Origin of the sequence: Streptomyces sp. NBC_01317 (assembly GCF_035961655.1) — a bacterium.
Lineage (GTDB): Bacteria > Actinomycetota > Actinomycetes > Streptomycetales > Streptomycetaceae > Streptomyces.
The window spans coordinates 47559-71272 of sequence record NZ_CP108393.1; the positions used below are offsets into that span (position 1 = coordinate 47559).

Genomic DNA, 23714 nt, shown 5'->3' on the forward strand with positions numbered 1-23714 from the left:
CCCGGCCACCACCGGCCCACCGGCCCGGAGCACACCCCACCACCCCACCACTGCCGCCGTTTCCGCCACCACCCCCACCCCCACCACTGCCACCACCGCCGCCGCCGTTTCCGCCACCGCCGCCACCACTGCTGTTCTGGTGGCGGCACCGGCCCGCCGGCCTACCGGCCCACCGGCACCGACGAGGAGAGACTGATCCCGCATGTCCGCTGACCCGTCCAAAGAGCAGAAGCTGGTCGACTACCTGAAGTGGGTCACCGCGGATCTGCAAAAGGCCCGTGAGCGCATCACCGAGCTGGAGAACGCCGGTGAGGAACCGGTCGCCATCGTCGGGATGGCCTGCCGGTTCCCCGGCGGCGTCACCTCACCCGACGGCCTGTGGGACCTGGTCGCCGAAGGCACCGACGCCATCGGCGGCTTCCCCACCGACCGGGGCTGGGACCTCGAACAGCTCTACTCCCCCGACGCCGACACCCCCGGCACCTCCTACACCAGGGAAGGCGGATTCCTCGACGGGGCCGCCCTCTTCGACGCCGGCTTCTTCGGCGTGTCCCCCCGCGAGGCCAGGGCGATGGACCCCCAGCAGCGCGTGCTCCTGGAAACCGCGTGGGAGGCACTGGAGGACGCCGGGATCGACCCGGCCTCACTCAAAGGCTCCAGCACCGGCGTGTTCGCGGGCCTGGTGGAACAGAGCTACCTCGGCCTCGAAGGACCCCAGGAACTCGAAGGCCACCTCATGACCGGCCGCCTCAGCAGCGTCGCCTCCGGCCGTATCGCCTACACCCTGGGCCTCGAAGGCCCGGCCGTCTCCATCGACACCGCCTGCTCCTCGTCCCTGGTCGCCCTGCATCTCGCCGCACAGTCACTACGCAGCGGGGAATCCACACTCGCACTGGCCGGCGGCGCCACCATCACCGCCACCCCCGGCGGCTTCGTCGACTTCTCCCGGCAAAAAGGCCTGGCCCCCGACGGACGCATCAAATCCTTCGCCGCCGCGGCCGACGGCACCTCATGGTCCGAAGGCGCCGGCATCCTGGTCATCGAACGCCTCTCCGACGCCCAGAAGAACGGCCACCGGGTGCTCGCCGTGCTGCGGGGCAGCGCCGTCAACCAGGACGGCGCCAGCAACGGCCTCACCGCCCCCAACGGCCCCTCACAAGAACGCGTCATCCGCCAAGCCCTCGCCAACGCCCGCCTCACCCCCACCGATGTGGACGCCGTCGAAGCCCACGGCACCGGCACCCGCCTCGGCGACCCCATCGAAGCACAAGCCCTCCTCGCCACCTACGGCCAGAACCGCCCCACCGGACAACCCCTCCTGCTCGGCTCACTGAAATCCAACATCGGCCACACCGTCGCGGCGGCCGGCGTCGGCGGCGTCATCAAAATGGTCCAGGCCCTGCGCCACCGCGTCCTGCCCCCCACCCTCCACATCGACGAACCCACCCCCATGGTCAACTGGTCCCTGGGCGCCGTGGAACTACTCAGGGAAAAACGCCCCTGGCCCACCCGCGGCGGCCAACCCCGGCGCGCCGCCGTCTCCGCGTTCGGAGTCAGCGGCACCAACGCGCACGTGATCCTGGAGGAAGCCCCACCAACCCCACAGGCCCCGCAAGCCCCGCAGGCCCTGTCGGCCCCGCAAGTGGCGGCCCCGCAAGCCCTGTCGGTCCTGTCGCGGGAGCCGGGCGCCGGGGTGGTGCGTCCGGCGGGGGTGGTGCCCTGGATCCTCTCCGGCAAGACCCCGGAGGCGCTTGCCGGGCAGGCACAACGGCTGTTGGCGCATGTCGAGGCCGATGCCTCGCTGCGCGTGGGGGACATCGGGTACTCGCTGGCCACCACCCGCACCACCCTCGACCACGGCGCCGTCATAACCGGCAGCACCCGCGACGAACTCCTCGCGGAACTACGGGCGCTCGCGGAAGGGGTGCCGGCGGGGGGCGGGCGGCCGGCGGTGGGACGGATCGCGTTCCTGTTCACCGGGCAAGGCGCCCAGCACACCGGCATGGGCATGGAACTCTACGCCGCCTACCCCGCCTACGCCGAAGCCTTCGATACTATTTGCGCCCACTTCGACCCCCACCTCCCACGCCCCCTGCGGGAGATCATCACCACCGGTGAAGGCCTCGACGACACCGCCCACACCCAGCCGGCCCTCTTCGCCCTCGAAGCCGCCCTCTACCGGCTGGTGGAAAGCTGGGGCATCGTCCCCGACTACCTCGCCGGGCACTCCATCGGTGAAGTGACCGCGGCTCATCTGGCAGGTGTCCTGACCCTGGCCGACGCCGCCCGCCTCGTCACCGCACGGGCCCGCCTCATGCAGGCCATGCCCCCCAACGGGGCCATGATCGCCGTCCAGGCGCCCGAGGACCAGGTCCGCCCCCTCCTCACGGGACGCGAGAGCGAGATCGGTGTCGCGGCTGTCAACGGGCCCGCCTCCGTCGTCATCTCCGGCGACACACAAGCAGCCGAGGAGGTGGCCGCCCGGCTGGCCGAACAGGGATACCGGACGCGGCGGCTCACGGTGTCGCACGCCTTCCACTCCCCTCATATGGACGGCATGCTCGACGACTTCCGTACCACCGCCAAACAACTCACCTACCACCCCCCGGCCATCCCCGTCGTCTCCACCCTCACCGGCCGCCCCGCCGAGGGAGAGGACCTGCGCACCCCCGACTACTGGGCCAACCAGGTCCGCCACACCGTCCGCTACAACGACGCACTCCACACCCTCAAAGAACGCGGCGTCACCACCCTGGTCGAACTGGGACCCGACAGCGTACTCACCGCCCTCGCACAAAACGCGTTCCACGGGACCCCCGACACCCTCACCACCACCGCCCTGCTCCACCACGGCCGGCCCGAGGCCCGGACACTGGCCACCGCCCTCGGCCGGCTCCACCACACCGGAGCAGGACCCAACTGGAAGGCCTACTTCGCCGGCACCGGCGCCCGGCACATCCCCCTGCCCACCTACGCCTTCCAGCACGAGCGGTACTGGATCGACCCCGCCACCACACCCGCCGACGCCAACGGACTCGGACTCCTCCCCGCCGCACACCCCCTGCTCGGTGCCGCACTCCCCCTCAGCGGCACCCAGGAAACCGTGTTCACCAGCCGCCTGACCCGCACCACAACCCCCTGGCCGGCCGGCCACACCCGCGGCGGAATCCCCGTCCTGCCCGAATCCGCCCTCGTAGAACTCGCCATACGCGCCGGCGACGAAGCACACTGCACCACCCTGGACGAACTCCACATCACCCAACCCATCACCCTGCCCGCCGAAGGAGCCATCCACCTCCAGATCCGCCTCGGCGCCCCCGACACCAACGGACAACGCACCCTCACCTTCCACACCCGCCCCGACCACACCCAAACCCCCTGGACCCCCCACGCCCACGGCCTGCTCAGCACCACACCCCACCCCACCCCGGCCACCACACCCAACACCCCCTCACCCCACCCCGGCCCATGGCCACCCGCCGGCGCCACCCCCCTCGACCCCCACACCCTCTACGAACAATCCACCAAAAACGGAATCACACACGACCCACAGACCCGGGCCCTGACCCGCCTCTGGCAACACGGACACGACCTGTACGCCGAAGTAGAACTGCCACCCGGCACACCCACAGAAACAAACCCCTACGCACTACACCCCCTCCTCCTCGACGCCGCCCTGCTCCCCCTCCTCACCCCCACCCCAACAAAAACCAGCACCCAACCAAAAGCCGAGACCGGGGAAACCGGAGCCGGGGAAACCCGAACCGACACAGGGAACAGGGAAACCGAGGCCGAGACCGACGCCGGGGCCGGGGAAGCCGGAACCGAGGCCGGAGCCGGAGCCGAGACCGGGGCCGAGGCCGAGGCCGGGGCCGGGGCCGGGGCCGGGGCCGGGACCGAGGCCGGGGCCGGAGCCGAGACCGGGGCCGGAGCCGAGACCGGGGCCGGAGCCGAGACCGGGGCCGGAGCCGAGACCGGGGCCGGAGCCGAGACCGGGGCCGGAGCCGAGACCGGGGCCGGAGCCGACGCCGAGGCCGAGGCCGGAGCCGACGCCGAGGCCGAGGCCGGAGCCGACGCCGAGGCCGAGGCCGGAGCCGAGACCGGAGCCGGAGCCGAGACCGAGGCGGGGGCGGGGGCGGGGGCGGGCATTGTCACCGCCTGGCACAACGTGCGGCTCCACGCCGCCGGAGCGACCACCCTGCGCGTACACCTGGCCCGCGGCGGCGAAGGCACCGCGAGCGTACGGCTGGCCACCCCCGCGGGACAGCCCGTCGCGGACATCACGGCCGTCACCGTGGAGCCCCTGGACCTGACCGCACTCGCGGCCGCGGCCGCCCGCGACCACGAAGCGCTCTTCCACCTCGACTGGACACCCCACCACCTCACCCCCACCACCGGAACACCCGCCCCCCACACACCCGCCGACGGAACACCCGCCGACGGCATACCGGCCGGCGGAACACCGGCCGACGGCATACCGGCCACCCACACGCCGGCCGCCGGCGCACCGGCAGGTGGCGTACCGGCCGACGGCATACCGGCAGGTGGCGTACCGGCCGGTGGCATGCCGGCCGGTGGCATGCCGGCCGGCAACGTGATCGAGCGCCTGCGCTCCGCCGACCCGGCCGATCCCCTGGCCTCGCTGCACGAGACGACCCTGCGCGCACTCCAGCTGGCCCAGCGCCACCTCGCCGACGAGGACAGCACCCACACCCTGACCGTCCTGACCCGCGGGGCCGTCAGCACCACCCCCGGGGAGCCGATCACCGATCCGGGCGCCGCCGCGGCCTGGGGCCTCCTGCGCTCCGCCCAGTCCGAAGCACCCGGCCGTATCATCCTCATCGACGCCGAACCCGGCACCGACCCCGCCCTCATCGCCGCGGCCGCCGCCTCCGGCGAACCCCAGGCCGCGATCCGCCAGGGCACCATGACCGTGCCCCGCCTGACCCGGGCCACCCGCCCCCAGCCCCCCACCACACCCGCCTTCACCCCCGGGGGAACCGTCCTGATCACCGGCGGCACCGGAACCCTGGGCTCCCTCTTCGCCCGCCACCTCGCCACCTCACACGGCGTACGCCACCTCCTGCTCGCCGGCCGCCAGGGCCCCCGGGCACACGGAGCCCAGGAACTCGCACAGGAACTCAACCGCCTCGGCGCGAGCGTCACGATCAAAGCCTGCGACGCCGGCGACCGCGACCAGCTCGCCGCCCTCATCGACGCGATCCCCGCAAACCGGCCCCTGACCGGCGTCATCCACACCGCCGGCATCCTGGACGACGGGCTCATCCCCGCGATGACCCCCCAACGCCTGGCCGCGGTCCTCACCCCCAAAGCAGACGCCGCCTGGCACCTGCACGACCTCACCCGCCACCTCCCCCTCACCGCCTTCGTCCTGTTCTCCTCCGTCGCCGCCCTCATCGGCGGCCCCGGCCAGGCCAACTACGCCGCCGCCAACGCCTCCCTCGACGCCCTGGCCCACCACCGCGCCGCCACCGGCCTGCCCGCCACCTCCATCGCCTGGGGCCTATGGGCCCAAAGCACCGGACTCACCGGCAACCTCAGCGAAACCGACCTCAAACGCATCGCCCGCACCGGCCTGCTCCCCGTCCCCACCACCCAGGGCCCCACCCTCCTCGACCTCGCCCTGCGCACCGGCCGCCCCGACACCGTGGCCACCCCCCTCGACCTGACCGCCCTGAGCGCACAACCCCACATCCCCACCGTCCTCACCACCCTCGCCCACCGCCCCCCACGCCCACACGTCCACAGCGACACCCCCCACACCCCCCCGCTCACCGAACAACTCACCCACCTCACCGGCGAACAACGCCACGAAGCGGTCACCCGCACCATCCTCGAAGAAATCGCCGGAACACTCGGACACACCACCCCCCAGCACATCGACCCCCACCGCCCCTTCCAGCAACTCGGCCTCGACTCCCTGACCTCCGTCGAACTACGCAACCGCCTCACCACCCGCACCCACCTCAAACTCCCCGCCACCCTCGTCTTCGACCACCCCCACCCCCACGCCCTCGCCACCCACCTCCTCACCCGCCTCACCCCCCACACCACCAGCACCCAACCCGCCGACACCACCAACACCCCCGACACCACCGACTACACCGCCGACATCCACCTCGACGACGACATCCGCCCCACCACCCCCCACACCCCCCGCACCACCCCACCACGCCACATACTCCTCACCGGCGCCACCGGCTTCCTCGGCACATTCCTCCTGCGCGACCTCATGCGCACCACCACCGCCCACATCCACTGCCTCGTCCGCGGCACCGACACCACCACCGCCCTCCAACGCCTCACCACCAGCCTGAAGTGGTACCGGGTCTGGGACGACATCGACCCCCAGCGCCTCACCGTCCACCCCGGCGACCTCGCCCAACCCCTCCTCGGACTCACCGAAAACACCTTCAACACCCTCGCCCGCACCCTCGACGTCATCCACCACGCCGGAGCCACCGTCCACTGGCTCCACCCCTACACCACCCTCAAACCCGCCAACGTCGGCGGCACACAAGAAATCCTCCGCCTCGCCACCCGCCACCACACCATCCCCGTCCACCACGTCTCCACCGTCGGCGTCTTCAACGGCCCCCGCACACCCGGCACCCCCCTCAAACCAACCGACCCCACCGGACCCCCCCAACACCTCCCCAGCGGCTACCTCAAAACCAAATGGGTCGCCGAACAAATCCTCGACATCGCCCGCACCCGCGGCATCCCCGTCACCACCTACCGCGTCGACGTCATCTCCGGCGACCAGAAAAACGGCGCCTGCCAAACCCGCGACTTCGTCTGGCTCACCCTCAAAGGCATCCTCCAGACACAAACCGCCCCCACCCACACCCAAAGCCGCTTCCACCTCCTCCCCGCCGACTACGTCAGCGCCGCCATCCTCGCCCTCGCCGACAACCCCCACACCACCGGCCACACCTACCACCTCCACAACCCCCACCCCCTCACCCTCACCGACTGCATCGAACACCTCCGCACCCTCGGCTACCCACTCCACAACACCACCCGCCACCAATTCACCCAAACCATCCAGAACAACCCCGACAACGCCCTCCAACCCCTCCTCCACGCCTTCGACATGATGACCAACCACACCGACGCCTTCTACCCCCCCATCGACACCACAGAAACAACCCGGGCACTCACCGGAACCAACATCCACTGCCCCCCCATCACCCCCCAACTCCTCACCACCTACATCCAATTCTTCATCGACCAAGGCCACTACCCCCCACCCCCCAACCCCACCAACACCCAACACACACCACCCACCTAAACCCACACCCACACCCACAAGAACACCCAGCCGCCGCCCCGCCCGCACCCCGGCCGGCCACCAAACGCACAGCGCCACGAACACCACGCGGTCCAGGAGACGACGCGCCCGGCCGGACACCGCCCGGGCGCCCACGCCACGCATACGGCCCATACCCGCCAGACAGGCAAGGACGGAAAAGCGTTCACCGGGCCCGAACGCAGCACACCAACTTCCCTCACCGACGAACGACCTCACCCCACACCCGGACAACACACCCGAAAACCCCACCCGCTTCCAGCACCACAGAGGATGCCCCACAGCCCAGAGCGTGTCCGCGAAGTAGGGCCGTCCGCCCGCAGGGCCTGGCCCGCCGCGCCCGGTGCGTACGATCGCAAGGCGGAGGACCCACCCCGTACCGGATGTACGGAGTGGGTCCGACAACGCCGCAAGCCCGCGTGCCAGACGCCGCGAGCCAGAACCCACTTCGCGGACACGCCCCAGGGGGTGTCTTGTCGATCACGTGTTGAGCCAGATGAGTGTGCTGACGAGGGTGATGGCGGCGAGGTAGCGGTCTGGGCGTTTGTCGCAGCGGGTAGCAATGGCGCGCCATCGCTTGAGGCGGTGGAAGCAGCGTTCGACGACGTTGCGCCGCCGGTAGGCGGCCGAGTCGAACCGGCAGGGCCGTTCGCGGCGTCCTCTGCGTCCGGCGACCTGCTCAACGCGTCCGGGAATCGTCGCCTTGATCCCACGCCGGCGGAGGCAAGCCCGAAAAGCACGGGCCGAGTAGCCCTTGCCAGCGACAACGTGGCCAGGCCGGGTCCCAGGCCCTCCCGGGCCCGGCCGCGGCACGCGGATCCCGCCGATGACAGCTCCGGCCCGGGTACAGTCGTTACCGTTGCCGCCGGTGACCAGGAAAGCCAGGAACCGGCCACGGCCGCCGCAGACAAGGTCGAGCAAGCTGGTCAGCCCCCCGCGGGAGCATCCCGGTCCGCGTTCCTCAAGCCCCCTTCGACGGCCGCGTGCTGGTGCGCGCACACGATCGTGGAACCGATCGCAACCAGCCAGCCCACCTCCGACCGCGCCAGCGCCGCGGCCAGCAGGCGGCCGAAGGTACCGTCGACGGCCCAGCGGCCGAAACGTCCGTAGACGCTCTGCCACGGACCGAACCGCTCGGGCAGATCCCTCCAGGACAGCCCGATGCGGAACGCGAACACGATGCCCCCAAGGACCTGGCGATGACCCCGCCACCGGCCACGACCCCGGCCCACCGGCGGCAACAACAGCGCAATCACCGCCCACACAGCATCAGAAATCTCCCCACCCCTCACGACCAGACCAACAACCCGATGACCAGAAAGACACCCCCTAGGCCTGGTCGAGCCACCGGACGAGTTCGATGCGGGAACGGATGCCCAGGGTAGCGAACACATTACGCAGATGGTGATCCACCGTACGGGGACTCAACGACAAGCGCAGCGCCACCTCACGATTAGTGGCACCCTCCGCCACACAACGGGCAATCCGCTGCTGCTGAGGCGTCAGCATACGCAACACACCCACCCCGCGAAACCGCTCCCCCGCCGGATCGGACACCGCCTCACCCGCAGCACGCAACTCACCACGCACCCGCCCCAACCACAAATCCGCACCACACCGCTCAAAAGCAACAAGAGCATCCCGCAACGGCCCCCTGGCCTCACGAGTCCTGCGACGACGCCGCAACCAATGCCCATAAAGAAGCAACGTACGACCACGCTCAAAATCACCAGACACACACCCATGCCGACGCAACGCCTCCTCAAACCACCACCCCGCCTCACCCCCAGAAGCCAACAAAGCCCGACAACGCGCCAACTGAGCCGACACCACCACATCCCCACAACCACCCACCCAAACACCAAACTCCTCCACCACCACACCAACCCCCAACACCGCACGTCGGAGGCGACCGTCCGGGCCTGGCAGGTCAGTTGAAGCGCGATCCGCCCATAGTCGCGCGTCGCGACCATGTCCTCGCCGGTCCACGCGAGAAGGGCCTTGACGAGGCACTCGTACAGTTCGCGGTCGCGCGGGAGCCGCGCCTCGATCAGTCCGTCGGCGTCGTAGTAGAGGAACGATCAGGCCAGAACAACCTGGAGCCCGGCGGCAGGCGTATGAGGTGTGTCCACCACACCGATACTGTGAGCCCGTGATCCAGCCTGACCGAAGTGACTCGACATTCATACGCGGCACGGCGATTTTCGCCGCCGTCGTCACCGCCTGCGTATACCTCCTCGGCCTCCTGCTGGTCGGACTCACCGTCAGCCAGGTCGGGGAAGGAGCGGATTCCACGCCCATGCACCAATGCCGCTACACACCCAATCGCCCGCAGGACGCGCAAGTGTTGGGGCACGAGGTGCGGTTGATCCCCTTGAACATCATGTGCCGCACCACGGACGGAAGACTCTTCAACAGCCAGGTCGTCCCCGCTTGGCTCAACCCCGCCCTGGCGGCATCGTTCGCGGCCACGGTCGTGCTCATGGCCGGCGCCGTCGTACAGGCACACCGGCGGGACACGGCACGGTGGCAGGCCGAAGACGAAAGAAACCGCGAGTCGGTCCCGCCCAATCAGTGATCACTGACCGAAACTCCCTATCCACAGGCCCGGCAGCTCTCCCAGCCCGGCCCTCACATCAGTGGCGCCGACGCCCCCTCCGCCGGACCGGCCTTCCGCTTCCCCGTCATCAGGCGCCCATCACCCGGTACATACCGATCGAATCGTGCGTCGCGGTATCCGCGAAACCGAACTTCTCGTAGAGAACACGGGCAGGGCCGTCCGCGATCAGTGAGACGTAGGCGGTAGCGGGCGCCCGGCGCTCCAGTTCCCCGGTGAGCGCGGCCATAATGCGCCCACCCAGGCCACGGCCCTGGTGTACGGGATGAACACAAACATCGACAATCTGAAACGCCGTACCGCCGTCACCAATGACGCGGCCCATACCGATGGGCTCTCCCTCATGCTGAAGGAGCACTCCGTACCACGTATGAGGCAACGCGAGCGCCACCGCTTCCGGGGCCTTGTCCGACAAGCCGGCATCGGTACGCAAGCGCCGGAAAACCGCCACGGAAGGCACACCCTCACGCAACTCGTACAGGTCGTTCAAACCGTCCATCTCCGATCATGTGATACCCGAGGCACCAGCCCACAAGCATTTCAGACCCGACACCGTACGAACGACAGCGGCGCCGGATCAGGAAGATTCCACTCCACCCCCGCTACCGGCGCCCCCACGGTCGACGGGCGATGAGGCCGTCAGCCTGATCGTCCCCGTCACAGGCCATGCACCAGGCCCGGACATCCGCGTCCGAAGGCCAGGCATCGCCCCTCAGAATGCGCGCGATCTTCACCGGGCGCCAGCCACACCGGGTATACAAGCCCGGTGGAAGGGCCCTGAGGCGGTACCGCGTCGTGCTCTGCGCGCAGGAGAGGAGCCGCCCGCCCCTGCGCCGCAAAACCTCCCGGCCCCCGCGAGACCGGGGTGCTGGTCATCACGTGGTGAGACGCTGTCGAACTCCCGAATCCGAGAGGGAGTTGGTCACTCGGGCGGTGTATCGGTGCCAGGTCGAGTCGGTGGCGACAGCCTGCGCGGGGAGTACGAGAGCTCCCACGACCTGTCCGGGACGTGCCCCCGCCACAACAGCACCGCGTTCTTCCTCTCCCAGCGCTCGGCGACGCCGGCCCGGATCAGCCAGTCCAGGGAGAGCCAAAGGGGGATCAGGGACAGCCAGGGGCTCAGGGCCAGCCCCGCGACCAGTGACGGCACCAGCAGCACGGAGAAGAAACGCTTGTCGACGATGTTGCGGCGCGGAGAGTACTCGGCGGGCCGGAGGGCTTCGGGGTCGAGCAGCGGAACCGCCTCCTCGAAAATGCGCACCTCACCGACCCACTTGGACCGGGAAGCCGCGAGCATCCCGAAGAGCACGACGCCGCCCAAGAAGCAGAGAGCAAACCTCCACACCACGCCGTCGGCCACGGCGGGGAATCCCCGCACGCCGAACGACACCGGCGCGCTGACGGCGCAGGAGCTCACCGCCATCGCGGCGCCCATCAGGTGATGGTGGACGTGTCTGATCACCGAGCCCCCTACTCGCTACGCAGAGGGTCACCCCACCCCCCGACATCTCTGCCCCACACCGCAGCCTCCGGCCCAGGCTCAACACCCACAGCGGTCCGCGAGGAGTAGCCGCGCCGGTGCCGGATGGCCCCACCGGATGCCGCCAACCGTAGTTTCGCCCGCCCAGTGCGGCCACCCAGCGGCCTGAACGGCCGGTGAACACCAAGAGATCTCCGTGGAAGCAGAGGGACGCCGACCAGAGCGACGTACGTCCGGGGCAGCAGCAAGCCAAGGTCGAGGGTCGCCGCTGAGGCGAGCCAATGGGCTACTGGGCGGGACAAGAGCGCCGCGCCTGCTGTCGGCGGAGGATGTCGTGCCCGTGGCTGGCCGCTCGGTCGGACTCCACGTGTCGGCGCGGAGCGGATGCCGCGGCGGCCTGCCGCCCACTTGCGGGAACGTCCACGTGTGGTGCGGCCCGGGGGCGGGCCGGATCTATAGGTTGTACCGGTGAACAGCCTTCGTCCCTGGCCGCGCAGACCAGACCCGGCGGGCCGGCCGGCAGCACGGACGGACTACGCGGGCGCTCTCTACGGATCGCTTCTCACCGCTTCCGTGATCGCCACGGCCGGCGCGGTCGGCGACTTCCCCCGGCTCCAGGTCGCCGTGCTGCTCCTTGTGACCGGTCTGGTCTTCTGGGCCGCCCACGTCTACGCACGGCTCGTCGGCGAGCGCCAGATCGGCCGACGCGTCAGCTGGGCCGAGACCCGACGCGTCGGGCGGCACGAGCGGCCCATCTTCGAGGCCGCCTTGCTGCCCGCCGCAGCCGTGGCGGTGAGCCCTCTCCTGGGACTGGGGCTGACCGGCGCAGGATGGCTCGCGCTGGCCGTCGCGCTGGCGCAACTGGTCGCCTGGGCCTTCCTCGGAGCTCTGCGTGCCGGTGCGTCCCGAACCCAGGCGGGTATCGAGAGCATCGTCAATCTGGTCCTGGGGCTGATCCTTGTGGCGGCGAAAGCGGCCCTCGGACACTGACGGGGGGGCTGACGGAGCCTGCCGCTTCCAGCCGTTGTCACCGTGGCAGGCTGGGCGCCGGGTCCGAAGTCTTCGAGCCCGCCTGGGACGCCGCCGGCAACCCGGCGAACCGTTGCCGTCCGGTTCTGCGACAAGCCTCCGCTCAGGCCTCGTCACCTCAGCAGTACGGTGACGATGAAGGGAAGAGCACCGGCGAACATCGCCAGGAGTGTGGAGGCGAGGGTCTGGCCATTCACGGCGGTGTTGGGACTCGCGACGATGTACGACAGCAAGTCGTTCACTCGCGCGTCGGCCTCCGAGATGTCAGAGGCACGCCGAGGGGCGCGAGGGGGCAGCGCTTCCTCAAGTCGCCTGATCGAGACGGCCCTTACCTGTTCGACGATCCACGACAGGCGCCATTGCGAGTAGAGGCCGAAGAGTGTGATGGCCACCATGAACGTGCCGGCCAGGACCCACTTGATGGTGATGAGGAGATCATTGCCCGGGTCTATTCGGGATACGTAGATGATGGGGACGAAGGCGAGGCACAAGCCTGCGGCTGCTACCAGCGTGACAAATCGGTACCAGCGGGCGACCCGCTCGAGACCGATAGTGCGCGACGGCGCGAACCACAGGAGCTTGACGTTCGCCGGGTTGGTCACGATGCGCGCCAGCCGGATGGCGCGGATCATCCAATAGTTGCTGTTGGCCGCCGCGGCGCCGGTCACCACGATCACCATGTAGGAGGCGACGTCGACAAAGAGGCGTGGTGTGGTTCCCACCGCACGTTGAATTCCGAACATCGCGCCAACAGCCGCTACCGCGCCGAGTACGGTGTAGCGCCATTGGCGTTTCGCAGAGATCCCGCGGTCGATCCAGGTGTGTACCCCCACGCGGCCGGTCGGCGTGAGCATGCGGTCCAGGGAGTCGCACATCGCGTGAAAGCTCCGGCAGCCTATCCACTGGCAAAGGATCACCGCGAGGTTGACCAGTGTGTAGTACAGAAGCCACATGCCGGAGGTCTGGAACTCCGGCACGGTGGTCGAGAAGAATCCCAGGTGCACGCCGGCAGCGACAAACGGCAGCCCGACCGCAAGGGCAAAGGGCCAGCAGCGGTTCGCCTGCCACGTGACCGCGGTTCCCGAAGCCCGGACCCCAGCCATACGCAGAACAACAACCTGCGCCATATCCGCCGCGTAGCGCCGGTCAAGGTCCCCCTGGTTCGGCACGTACGCCTCCGTCACCTAGCGGCCCGTCGTTGCGGCGCACAGGAAAGCGTCGCAGTTGGCGTGATGCCGCGATGGCATAGGGAAACCACGAGGTCATCTTGGTCCATGGCGAAGTACGACGATGTTCGTATCGCTTCCGCGAGGACGCCGCGGCGGAGTGGGGCCTCCGCCACCGGCTGTACGCGCGAGATCCAGGTGCGGGCCAGCCGGCTTTCGGCCGGGCGGGGCGGCGGCGATCGGGGCGTCCATTGGTCCGGTGTTGCGGACACCCCCCGCACTGTGCGACGCGAAGCCCGCCCGGCGGACCTCTTTCGGATCACCGGCCCGGCGCTCAGGCGAGGCGGTCGTGCGCACGTGCGGCCGGTGCGGCTGATCAACGCGGGCTCCCGGCGCCGGGACCATCGGTGGCGGTCATATCGGCTCTTCGTGGGCGGTGAGTGATCAGGATGGGGCTGTCCGGAGGCCGGCGATCAGGGTGTCGACGAGGTAGCCGTAGCTACGGTCGACGTCCTGGGGCAGCCCGAAGCCACCGGCGCTCTCCAGGGTGACGAAGCCGTGCAGCGCCGAGCGGAGCGTGCGGGTGGCGTCGATGGCACGGGCATCACGCAGTCCGAAACCGGCGAGGACGTCGAGGAAGATCTGGAGGGCATCGTCACTGGCCTGTTGGTCTTCCTCGTCACCGGCGGCGGGTGCGCGAATGGTGGCCGCGTAGCGCCCGGGGTGATCGACAGCCCAGCGGCGGTACGCGTCGGCGATCGCGTGGACCGCGTCCCGGCCGGACCGGCCGGCGGTGGCCCGGGCGAGCGTATGCCCCAATTCGCGTTTCGCCAGTACGGAGATGCCGTGGCGGAGAGCGTCCAGCGAGGCGGTGTGCTTGTAGAGGGACGGCGTCCGTACGCCGACCCGCTCGGCCAGCAGACCCATGGACAGCTCCGTGAAGCCGACCTCGTCGGCGAGATCCGCGCCCGCCGCGACAACGGCGGCCGGGCTGAGGCCGGCCCTAGGCACGGGCGTGCGCCTGGAGGAAGGCGAGCATCAGGGACACCACCTCGTCGGGATACTGGACGTGCGGGTAGTGGCCCGCGCCTTCGACCATCTCAAGCTGCCCCAGCCCGGCCGGCAGCGCGGCCACGATCGCTTCGCCCTCGGCCCGGGGGTCGGCCCAGTCCGGGTCGAGCGACCCCTGCACGATAAGGGCCGGGCACCGTACGTTCTCCAGCTGCGCCCCGGCATCGGTCGGCGCCGACTGGAACATCTTCTGAAACGCCTTCATACGGCCGGGCTCACGCAGCATCGCGTCGATCCGATCCAGCCGTTCGGTCCAGTCGGCGGGCTTCTTCCCCGGGTAAGCGGTGTCGAGGTAGGCGCGCCAGCGCGCCACACTGCCCAGCATGCCGGCGCCGGCCATCCGGAGTGCCGCCTTGCGGTAGCGACCGAAGCGCAGGTCGCCCGGCTTGACCGTCTGCTTGCGGGTGAACGGACCCAGTTCGACGATGCCGGTGATCACGTCGGGTGCCTGGGCGGCGGCGATGGTGGCGGCGCCGCCGGAGATCGAGTGACCGACCAGTACGGCGGGGCCGCCGAGGACGCGGATCAGCGCGAGCAGGTCGCCGGCGATGTCGGTACGGCTGTAGGACGGCCACACCGCACTCGACCCGCCGCACCCCCGGAGGTCGACCGTGGCCACCCGGTACCCGGCGGACACCAGGCGGGGCGCGACGAACCGGTACGCCTCCCGGCTGTCCCCCATGCCGGGCGCCAGGACGACCAGCGGGCCCTCGCCGGTCACCTCGTACGCGATCGTGCCGTCATCGACTGTCACAAACTCGGTCATGGCATCCCTCACGTTTGGCTAACCTTGATAGCTAAAAGCTAATGCCATAAGCCGCGTCCGTCAACCGATCCTCCGTACAAGATCAAACGTGGCTCCTGGCGCTCGGTCGGCGTGCCCGTCATGCCGCCCTGACCTGGAGTCCCTCCCCCTGATCGCCCTCGCCGACGTACAGGTCGGCGACGTCCGCGTCCGGGCCGGGGCTACTTCAGCCGCCGGCGACTGGCGAGGGCTATCTCCTGGGCGACCGGGCGCTTAGAGGTGGTCGACGTGATCCATGCCGATCTCTGTCCGGACCGGTGTGTGAGGCGTTCGGCTAGGAACGGGCGGATGCGCGCAGGAGCGCGGCCAAGCGGTTACGGGGAGTCCGGCGCCGGAAGTCGTCAACACCATGGGCAACGTCAACAGCGCCGGACTCCACCAGGAGGTACTCCGAGCCTTCGGCCCCCGGCCCGGCCCGGCGAGTGCCCAGTGGATGCGGGCGCGGGTGCACGAACTGATCGACAGCGTGGTCGAGGAAGGACCGCCCGTCGATCTGCGGACGCGGTTCGCCGAGCCGTACTCCGCGGGGATGGTCTGTGAAGTGCTCGGCCTGCCGCACGAGCACCGCCAACTGGGACAAGGTGCCATGAGCACCTGCGTGTTCCTCCTCCACGCCGTCCTCACCCTCGTCCAGCACCCCGAGACGATGCAACGCCTCCGCGAGCAGCCCGACCTGATGCCACGAGCCGTGGAAGAACTGATGGGCGGCACGCTCTCCATCGGTGACGGGCTGCCCCGGATCGCCCTCGCCGACGTACAGGTCGGCGACGTCCACGTCCGGGCCGGGGCTACAGTCCGTCGGTGAAGAGGATCGCGTTGGGGGAGGTCTTGCTGAGCTTGGTCAGGACGTTCTTGGTGGACTCGGAGGCGAGGAAGCCGGCGAGTTCGGCCGGATCTGCCTCGGGGTGGGCCTGCTTGTAGAGGGCGGCGACTCCGGCGGCGTGGGGTGCGGCCATCGAGGTGCCGTTCAGCGAGAGGGAGCCGCCGCCGAGCTTGGCGGAGAGGATGTCCTCGCCGGGGGCGTAGAGGTCCACGCAGGGGCCCCAGTTGGAGAAGGCGCTCTCCTCGTCGCGCTTGTTGCTCGCCGCCACCGTGACCACCCGGTCCGCCGAGGCCGGGGACGCGCCGCAGGCGTTCTTCGCGTCGTTGCCCGCCGAGAGGACCGGCAGGACGCCCGCTTCGGACAGGGCGGTCGCGGCGGCGTTGAGGGCCGGGGACGTGTCGCCGCCGAGGGAGGCGTTGAGGACGGCGGGCTGCACGGCGTTCTTGGCGACCCAGTCCAGGCCCGCGATCACCGCGGAGTCTTCGCCGTTGCCCTGGCAGTTCAGGACGCGGACGCTGACCAGGCTCGTGCGGGGGGCGACGCCGTAGGTCCTGCCGCCGACGGTGCCGGCGACGTGAGTGCCGTGGCCATTGCAGTCCGCGCCGTTCCTGCCGTCTCCGACCGTGTCGAAGCCGAACGTGGCGCGCCCGCCGAACTCGGAGTGGCCGTAGTCGATTCCGGTGTCGAGGACGTAGGCGCTCACCCCGGCGCCGTCGCCCGCCGTGGTGAACCTCCCGTCGAGCGGTAGTTTCTGCTGGTCGATCCGGTCCAGGCCCCAGGCCGGGGCCGGGCTCTGGCGGGCGAACGCGGAGGGCGTGGTCGTGGAGTGGGGCGCGGAGACCTTCGCGTCCTCCTCCACCGCCTTCACACCGAGGCTGCCACGGACAAGCGTCAACTGCCAGGGAGTGAGGGGGACGGCGAAGCCGTTGAGGACCTTGCTGTAGAGGACGGTCGGCTTCAGACCCAACTTGGCCGCTGCCGTGGCGGGATCGACGAGCTTGTCGAGAGTGACGATGTACTTGCCCGGTACCGGGTTCGCCGCATGCACCAGCGGTGCGGGTTCGCGGGCCGGAGCGGAGGCGGAGGCGGAGGCCGTACTGGCGGCGAGGGGCCCGGACAGGGCGAGCACGACGGCGCCGGCGAGAGCGAGCTTGGTGCGAGTGTTCACGCGGGCCAGACGATCACGCGGAAACGATCCTTCCCAAGGACCCTTGTCGGCGATTCGCCCCACGCCGGCAGTGACGGCATCTTCGTGAACGGGCCGGGGCTGCGGAGCCCTCCCGTCGGCGGAGTCAGTCTCCGTACACGACTATCAGGGACAGAGCAATGCTCAAGACCTGTGGATCGACCTTGAGAAGGGTGCCTCGCGGAACGCGGAGGGCGTACCTTCCCGAGTGATCGACTTCTGGTCATCGAGTAGGCCCGCGTTGGCGCGCGGGTTGGGAAGGTACGCCCGTGCTCAGCGTAGTCAACAACGACGGAACTACCGAGGGCGGCTCCCTCATGGACGGCATCGTCCGCGAGGGCGCCAGGAGGATGCTCGCCGCGGCCCTGGAGGCCGAAGTCAACCAATACATAGCGGAGTTGACCGACCAGCGCGACGAGAAGGGGCGCCGGCTTGTGGTCCGCAACGGCCACCACGCCGAGCGCACAGTGACCACGGCCGCCGGGCCGGTCCCGGTCAAGGCACCGCGTGTGAACGACAAGCGCGTCGACACCGAGACGGGCGAGCGCAAGCGGTTCTCGTCGCAGATCCTGGCTCCCTGGTGCCGGAAGTCGCCGAAGATCAGCGAGGTGCTGCCCCTGCTCTACCTGCACGGACTGTCCTCCGGTGACTTCGTGCCCGCGATGGAGCAGTTCCTCGGCAGCTCGGCCGGGCTCTCCCCGGCCACCGTGACGCGTCTGACGAAGCAGTGGCAGGACGATCACGCCGCCTTCCAGGCCCGCGACCTGTCGGAGTCCGATTACGTCTACGTGTGGGCGGACGGTGTGCATCCCAAGGTCCGCCTCGGCCAGGCCCGCTCCTGCGTCCTGGTCCTCATGGGCGTGCGCACGGACGGCCGCAAGGAACTCATCGCGCTCGCCGAGGGCCTGCGCGAGTCCACCGAGTCCTGGGCCGACCTGCTGCGTGACTGCCGGCGGCGCGGCATGCGGGACCCCGAGCTCGTCGTCGGTGACGGTGCGATGGGTCTGTGGCGCGCTCTCACTGAGGTGTTCCCGCAGGCCAGACACCAGAGGTGCTGGGTTCACAAGGTCCGCAATGTCATGAACGCGCTGCCGAAGTCCGCACAGCCCGGCGCCAAGAAGGCCCTGCAGGAGGTCTACAACGCCGAGGGCCGCGACCACGCCGAGAAGGCCGTCAAGGAGTTCGAGCGGACCTACGGTGCGAAGTGGCCGAAGGCGGTGAAGAAGGTCATCGACGAGACCGATGAACTCCTGGCGTTCTACGGCTTCCCTGCCGAACATTGGGTGCACCTCAGAACGACAAATCCAATCGAATCCACCTTCAGCACCGTCAAGTTGAGGACCCGGGTCACCCGTGGCGCCGGCAGCCCGGCCGCAGCCCTGGCGATGGTGTTCAAGCTCGCCGAGTCCGCCCAGGCCCGCTGGCGCGCGATCACCGCACCTCACCTCGTCGCCCTTGTCCGCAACGGCGCCACGTTCAAGAACGGCCACCTCGTCGAACGTCCCGAGGTGAGCGCAGCGTGACCGCGCGCGGGAACCGTCCACTGCTCTTCCTGGACGTCGACGGGCCGCTCCTGCCGTTCGGCGACGGCCCACAGCGCGAGCCATCGGGCACCGCATCGGACTCACACCTGGCGCGGCTCGATCCGCAGGTCGGGCCGCGGCTCACGGCGCTGCCGTGCGACCTGGTCTGGGCCACAACCTGGGAAGAGGAGGCGAACACCGAGCTGGCACCACGGCTCGGCCTGCCGCACCTGCCGGTCGTGAACTGGCCGGAACCCTGCGCCTCCCACGAACGCGAAGACCAATGGTTCGGACTCCACTGGAAAACCCGAACCCTCGTGGAGTGGGCGGACAAACGGCCATTCGCCTGGGTCGACGACGAGATCACCGACGCCGATCGCGACTGGGTATCCACCCACCACCCCGCGCCGGCCCTCCTCCATCACGTCGCGTCGTCCCGCGGCCTCACCGACCAGGACTTCGGGATCCTTGATCAATGGCTGCGGCTGGCTTGAGGTTCACCCGCGAAGATCCACAGGATTTGACTATTACTCTCAGGGACAGAGCCGTGAACGGTACGACGGACAGGCCGAGTAGCGTCAGCGTCGCCGGGGTCGCCGCGGTCAGGCGCTCTTTGCCCTTGCGTCGGCCCGAGAGGTAGACGACGCGGGCCAGGACGAGCGGGAACGCCACGAGGGCGACGCAGATCACCGGTACCACGAGCCGGCTGAACGTCGTGAGGCCCCTCTCGGTGACCGACTGCCAGGCCAACGGCCCTAAGACGGAGGCCGGGCCGACCAGCAGGACGAACGAGAGGACCGACGCCACGGCGACGGTCACCCCTTCCGTTGTCCGCACGGCTCGCGTGCGCTCCCGGCACGCTTCCGGTGTTCCCTTGTGCCCCATGCCCGTTCCCCCCATGTACGGCAGTTCGGTGGGTCCGGTCGAGCCGCAGGAGCACCGACGGCCATGATCGCACGGGCCCGCCGGACAAGGCCGGGCATTCGTGCGTTCATTGTTCGGCGATCCATCGCGCCAGGGCGATCAGGGTGGTTTCGGCGCTGTTCGTCATGTAGTCGCGCAGTGCTTCCAGGTCGCCGCGGGTGGTGCCCAGGACCGGGTCGAGGCGCAGGAGTTGCCAGGACTGCTCTACGACGGTCCCGCGTCCCTGGGGGCTGAGCGTCCAGCTCCATCGCACGATGCCGTCCTCGGCGCCGCCGACCACGAAGGTGAAGGCGGCGCCGGGGTCGGCTCGTACGATCTGGGAGCGGGTGGTCCACTGCCTGCCGTCCTTGTGGTTGCGGCCGCTGAACCAGGCGCCGGCCCGGGGGGCGGCTCCCTCGTCGAAGGTGACGTCCGTTGCGTTGGGGCTCCAACGGCTGATCGCGGACACGTCGCTGACCAGGTCGTACACCCGGGGCGGCGGGGCGTCGACCCAGGCGCGTCGGACGAAGGCGAAGTCCGACGCGTCCAAGGGCCCGGAAAGGTCGTGTTCGTCGGTGGTGGCGGTCATGGGGATCCTCCTGGGGGGGGTGCCGGGGTGGCGTACGGCCCCACGTCATCACCGGTGCCGTCGGGCAGCCACTCCCGCCGGTGCCTATCCACGCCAGGGGCAGGCTGTGCGTTCCGGGTCGGCCCATACTCGGATCCATGAGCGGAAAAGTGCAGCTCGGGGACTTCTTGCAGACGCGGCGTTCCCAGCTGCGTCCTGAGGATCTCGGAGTACCCACCTACGGGGAACGCCGGCGTGTGCCGGGCCTTCGGCGCGAGGAGCTGGCGCTGCTGGCCGGGGTGAGCGTCTCGTACTACACCCGGCTGGAACAGGGGCAGTCGCTGAACGCCTCGCCGCAGGTGCTGGACGCGATCGCCCGGGCTCTGCGGCTGGAGGAGGCGGAGCGCCTGCATCTGCACAATCTGGCCCGCTCGGCCAACGGGCCCGGCCGGGGCCGGCGGCCGGCGCCGGAGCGGGTGACGGCGGCGACGGGTCAGTTGCTGGAGGCGCTGGCGGACGTCCCGGCGATCGTGATCGGCCGGCGCAGCGACGTCCTGGCGTGGAACCGGCTGGGCCACGCGCTGTTCGCCGGGCACCTGGACCCGGGCGCCCCGGACCGGCCGGCGGAGCGTCCCAACATGGCCCGGCTGGTGTTCCTCGACGCGCACACCCGTGACCTGTACGCGCACTGGCCGAGCAAGGCGAGGGCCGTGGTGGGGAACCTGCGCCTGGTGGCGGGCCGGTACCCGGACGACGCCGCCCTGCACGAGCTGGTCGGCGAACTGAGCGCGAAGAGCACGGACTTCGCCTCGATGTGGGCCGACCACCGCGTCAAGCCCTGCGCCGTCGACACGTACGAGATGCGTCATCCGCTGGTCGGACCGCTGACCGCCACTCAGCAGACCCTGAGCCAGGGGCCGGGCCAGAACATCGTGGTCGCCACCACGGAGGCCGGATCGCCCGCGCGCACCGCGCTGGCTCTGCTGGCCCAGGCCCTCGCCCGGCCCGGCGCCCAGGGCGACCCGGCACGACCGGGAGCCCGGCCCGAGGCGGGCTGACCCTCCACATCACCACCGGGCTCCGGCCGGCATACGCCGTCGCCGCCCTGTCCGGGCACGGACCGTCACCGACCGTTGCCCGGAGTAACTTCCTGGTGCTCGCCCTGGGCCCAGGCCGTCCCCCTGTGCGTCGGCGTACCGCTGACGCATGCCCGAAAACAGTGAAGGCATCATGTTCAAGAAGCTGTCCACGACCGCCACCACCGCCGCGATCCTGTCCGCGGCCGTGATCGCGGCGGCCGGTGCCGTTCCGGCGTCGGCCCTCTCCGCCCCGCTGAGCGGCGCCCGTATCGCCGCGCACTTCGACCTGGCCAACGGCCAGATGCCGGAGAACATCGCCCTGGCCCCCGACGGCAGTGCGTACGTCACCTTCGCCGGCGCCCGCCAGCTCGCCCGCCTCTCCCCCAAGGGCACCGTCCAGGTCCTGGCCACCCTGCCCGCGCCCGCCGACGGCGGCGTCAACACCCCCGTCCTGGGCTTCCCCCTGACCACCGGTGTCGTCCGCGCGCACGACGGCACCCTGTACTTCTTGTACGCCACCGGCACCGCCGACCTGACCGGTGTGTGGCGCCTGCGCCCCGGCGGCACCCCGCGGCGCATCGCCGCGCTGCCCGCGACCGGCCTGCCCAACGGCCTGGACCTGGACCGGAGGACCGGGACCCTCTACGCCACCGACTCCGTGCTCGGCACCGTCTGGAGCGTGCCGGTCACCGGCGGGACTCCCACCGCGTGGTCCACGGCCCCCGAGCTGGCCTCCGCCGGCTTCCTCGGCGCCAACGGCCTGAAGATCCACGACGGGGCGGTCTGGGTCACCAATCTCGACCAGGGCACGGTCCTCCGCATCCCCGTCCAGCGGGACGGGCGCGCCGGAGCGGTCCGGATCCGGGCCACCGGCCTGGCCGGGATCGACGACTTCGCCTTCACCGGCCGCGGCGACCGGATCCTGGCCGCTCTCAACGGCTCCAGCGAGGTCGCGCTCGTCCGGCCGGACGGCACCCACTCCATCGTCCTGACCGCCGCCGACGGCCTCCAGAACCCCACCTCCGTCGCGCTGCGCGGCAGCACCGTGCACGTCGGCAGTGCCGCGTACGTCACCGGCGAGGACCCCAACCTCGTCGTCGCCCACCTCAACGACTAGCGCACGCCCCCGAGCAGAACCGCACCTCAGGAGAACACCTTGCAGAGTACGAACCAGCTCACCCTCGGCGGTGTCACCCTCACCCGCGTCGAGGAGACGCACGGTCCCATCATGCCCGCGGACCAGTTCTTCCCCGACCTGCCCGAGCAGGCCTGGAAGGACCACCGCGAGTCCCTCGTGCCCGACCACCTGGGCGCCGACGACACCATGGTCCACGTGGCCATGCAGACCTGGCTGCTCCGCAGCGGCGGCAGGACCATCCTGGTCGACACCGGTGTCGGCAACAACAAGGCCCGCCCCGCCGTCGCCGCGTGGGACCACCTCGACCTGGACTACCTGGGCAACCTGGCGCGTGCCGGGGTACGGCCCGAGGACGTCGACCTCGTGGTCAACACCCACCTCCACGTCGACCACGTCGGCTGGAACACCCGTCTGGTCGACGGCGTATGGGTGCCGACGTTCGCGAACGCCACCTATCTGATGCCCAAAGCGGACTTCGAGTTCTGGAACCCGGCGGACAACCCGTCCGTCGCCGGCGGGGTCAACGAGAACGTTTTTGAGGACAGCGTCGCTCCCGTGCACGCCGCGGGCCAGGTCCAGTTGTGGGAGGGAAGCCACACCATCGACGAACATCTGAGCCTGGAGGCGGCCCCCGGCCACACTCCGGGGTCCAGTGTCGTCAAGCTGATATCCGGCAGCGAACGGGCCCTGCTGGCGGGTGACTTGATGCACACCCCGCTCCAGGTCGCGCACCCGGACCACAACAGCTGCTTCTGCGAGGACCCGGCGCGGGCCCGTACCACCCGCCGCAGGCTGCTCGGTTGGGCCGCCGACGTCAACGCCCTTGTTCTGCCCGCCCACTTCAGCGGCCACAGCGCGCTGGAGGTCGAGAAGACGGGCAGCGGCTTCACGATCAAGAACTGGGCGCCGTTCACCCGGTACTGATCCCGGCTCCCACCCCGCCGCCGCTCCGGCCGAACCGGAGCGGCGGCCCCCACCGGAGCACACCGCCCC

At 70.0% G+C, this 23714-nt stretch carries 16 protein-coding genes and 2 pseudogenes; 9 read left to right on the top strand and 9 right to left on the bottom strand.

Going from position 1 to position 23714, the window contains the following annotated elements; translation table 11 throughout:
• The first annotated feature begins 202 nt into the window (after positions 1-202).
• Positions 203-7315, top strand: coding sequence for a type I polyketide synthase (locus tag OG349_RS00120; protein ID WP_327232575.1), 7113 nt, complete (start codon positions 203-205; stop codon positions 7313-7315).
• Positions 7316-7813: 498 nt separating this feature from the next.
• On the opposite strand, the pseudogene OG349_RS00125 reads toward OG349_RS00120, so the two are convergent.
• Positions 7814-8631: pseudogene (locus tag OG349_RS00125) on the bottom strand (IS5 family transposase).
• Between the two features lie 31 nt (positions 8632-8662).
• Positions 8663-9247: pseudogene (locus tag OG349_RS00130) on the bottom strand (helix-turn-helix transcriptional regulator); the annotation flags it as partial.
• Positions 9248-9485: 238 nt separating this feature from the next.
• Between OG349_RS00130 and OG349_RS00135 the strand changes: the two are divergent.
• Positions 9486-9911: a hypothetical protein gene (locus OG349_RS00135; RefSeq protein WP_327232576.1), complete on the top strand. Its 426-nt coding sequence runs from the start codon at positions 9486-9488 to the stop codon at positions 9909-9911.
• 109 nt (positions 9912-10020) lie between these two features.
• On the opposite strand, the gene OG349_RS00140 is transcribed toward OG349_RS00135, so the two are convergent.
• Both OG349_RS00140 and OG349_RS00150 read right to left on the bottom strand, forming a co-directional pair.
• Entirely contained in the window at positions 10021-10449 is a 429-nt protein-coding gene (locus OG349_RS00140; RefSeq protein WP_327232577.1) for a GNAT family N-acetyltransferase, read from the bottom strand.
• A gap of 423 nt (positions 10450-10872) precedes the next feature.
• Entirely contained in the window at positions 10873-11412 is a 540-nt protein-coding gene (locus OG349_RS00150) for a hypothetical protein (protein ID WP_327232578.1), read from the bottom strand.
• Positions 11413-11898: 486 nt separating this feature from the next.
• On the opposite strand from OG349_RS00150, the gene OG349_RS00155 reads away from it, so the two are divergent.
• Positions 11899-12420: a hypothetical protein gene (locus OG349_RS00155; RefSeq protein ID WP_327232579.1), complete on the top strand. Its 522-nt coding sequence runs from the start codon at positions 11899-11901 to the stop codon at positions 12418-12420.
• A 152-nt stretch (positions 12421-12572) separates the two neighbouring features.
• On the opposite strand, the gene OG349_RS00160 is transcribed toward OG349_RS00155, so the two are convergent.
• From OG349_RS00160 to OG349_RS00170, 3 genes are all read right to left on the bottom strand, one after another.
• The gene (locus tag OG349_RS00160) at positions 12573-13628 is read right to left on the bottom strand and encodes a hypothetical protein (protein ID WP_327232580.1); all 1056 of its coding nucleotides are present in this window, start codon (positions 13626-13628) and stop codon (positions 12573-12575) included.
• A gap of 441 nt (positions 13629-14069) precedes the next feature.
• The gene (locus OG349_RS00165) at positions 14070-14636 is read right to left on the bottom strand and encodes a TetR/AcrR family transcriptional regulator (protein ID WP_327232581.1); all 567 of its coding nucleotides are present in this window, start codon (positions 14634-14636) and stop codon (positions 14070-14072) included.
• On the bottom strand, positions 14629-15462 hold the full coding sequence (locus OG349_RS00170; protein ID WP_327232582.1) for an alpha/beta fold hydrolase: 834 nt from the start codon (positions 15460-15462) through the stop codon (positions 14629-14631). The genes OG349_RS00165 and OG349_RS00170 overlap by 8 nt, the downstream gene beginning before the upstream one ends.
• Positions 15463-15850: 388 nt before the next feature.
• On the opposite strand from OG349_RS00170, the gene OG349_RS00175 reads away from it, so the two are divergent.
• Entirely contained in the window at positions 15851-16306 is a 456-nt protein-coding gene (locus tag OG349_RS00175; protein ID WP_327232583.1) for a hypothetical protein, read from the top strand.
• Here the strand turns inward: OG349_RS00175 and OG349_RS00180 are convergent.
• Positions 16290-17492 carry a S8 family peptidase gene (locus OG349_RS00180; RefSeq protein ID WP_327232584.1) on the bottom strand — a complete coding sequence of 401 codons (1203 nt, stop codon included), beginning with the start codon at positions 17490-17492 and terminating at the stop codon, positions 16290-16292. The two genes, OG349_RS00175 and OG349_RS00180, sit on opposite strands and share 17 nt — an antisense overlap.
• 287 nt (positions 17493-17779) lie before the next feature.
• Here OG349_RS00180 and OG349_RS00185 point away from each other — a divergent pair, with 287 nt between their 5' ends.
• Both OG349_RS00185 and OG349_RS00190 read left to right on the top strand, forming a co-directional pair.
• A complete protein-coding gene (locus OG349_RS00185; protein ID WP_327232585.1) occupies positions 17780-19033 on the top strand; it encodes an IS256 family transposase in 1254 nt (417 codons plus the stop codon).
• The gene (locus OG349_RS00190; RefSeq protein WP_327232586.1) at positions 19030-19527 is read left to right on the top strand and encodes an HAD domain-containing protein; all 498 of its coding nucleotides are present in this window, start codon (positions 19030-19032) and stop codon (positions 19525-19527) included. Before OG349_RS00185 ends, OG349_RS00190 begins: the two co-directional genes overlap by 4 nt.
• Positions 19528-20024: 497 nt before the next feature.
• Here the strand turns inward: OG349_RS00190 and OG349_RS00195 are convergent, their stop codons facing one another.
• Positions 20025-20525 carry an SRPBCC family protein gene (locus OG349_RS00195; RefSeq protein WP_327232587.1) on the bottom strand — a complete coding sequence of 167 codons (501 nt, stop codon included), beginning with the start codon at positions 20523-20525 and terminating at the stop codon, positions 20025-20027.
• A gap of 137 nt (positions 20526-20662) precedes the next feature.
• Here OG349_RS00195 and OG349_RS00200 point away from each other — a divergent pair, with 137 nt between their 5' ends.
• The 3 genes from OG349_RS00200 to OG349_RS00210 all read left to right on the top strand — a co-directional run bounded on the left by OG349_RS00200 (position 20663) and on the right by OG349_RS00210 (position 23645).
• Positions 20663-21562 carry a helix-turn-helix domain-containing protein gene (locus OG349_RS00200; protein ID WP_327232588.1) on the top strand — a complete coding sequence of 300 codons (900 nt, stop codon included), beginning with the start codon at positions 20663-20665 and terminating at the stop codon, positions 21560-21562.
• 172 nt (positions 21563-21734) lie between these two features.
• Complete coding sequence (locus tag OG349_RS00205) at positions 21735-22700, top strand: SMP-30/gluconolactonase/LRE family protein (protein WP_327238384.1); 966 nt, start codon at positions 21735-21737, stop codon at positions 22698-22700.
• A gap of 39 nt (positions 22701-22739) precedes the next feature.
• Positions 22740-23645: an MBL fold metallo-hydrolase gene (locus OG349_RS00210; RefSeq protein ID WP_327232589.1), complete on the top strand. Its 906-nt coding sequence runs from the start codon at positions 22740-22742 to the stop codon at positions 23643-23645.
• Positions 23646-23714: the final 69 nt, after the last annotated feature.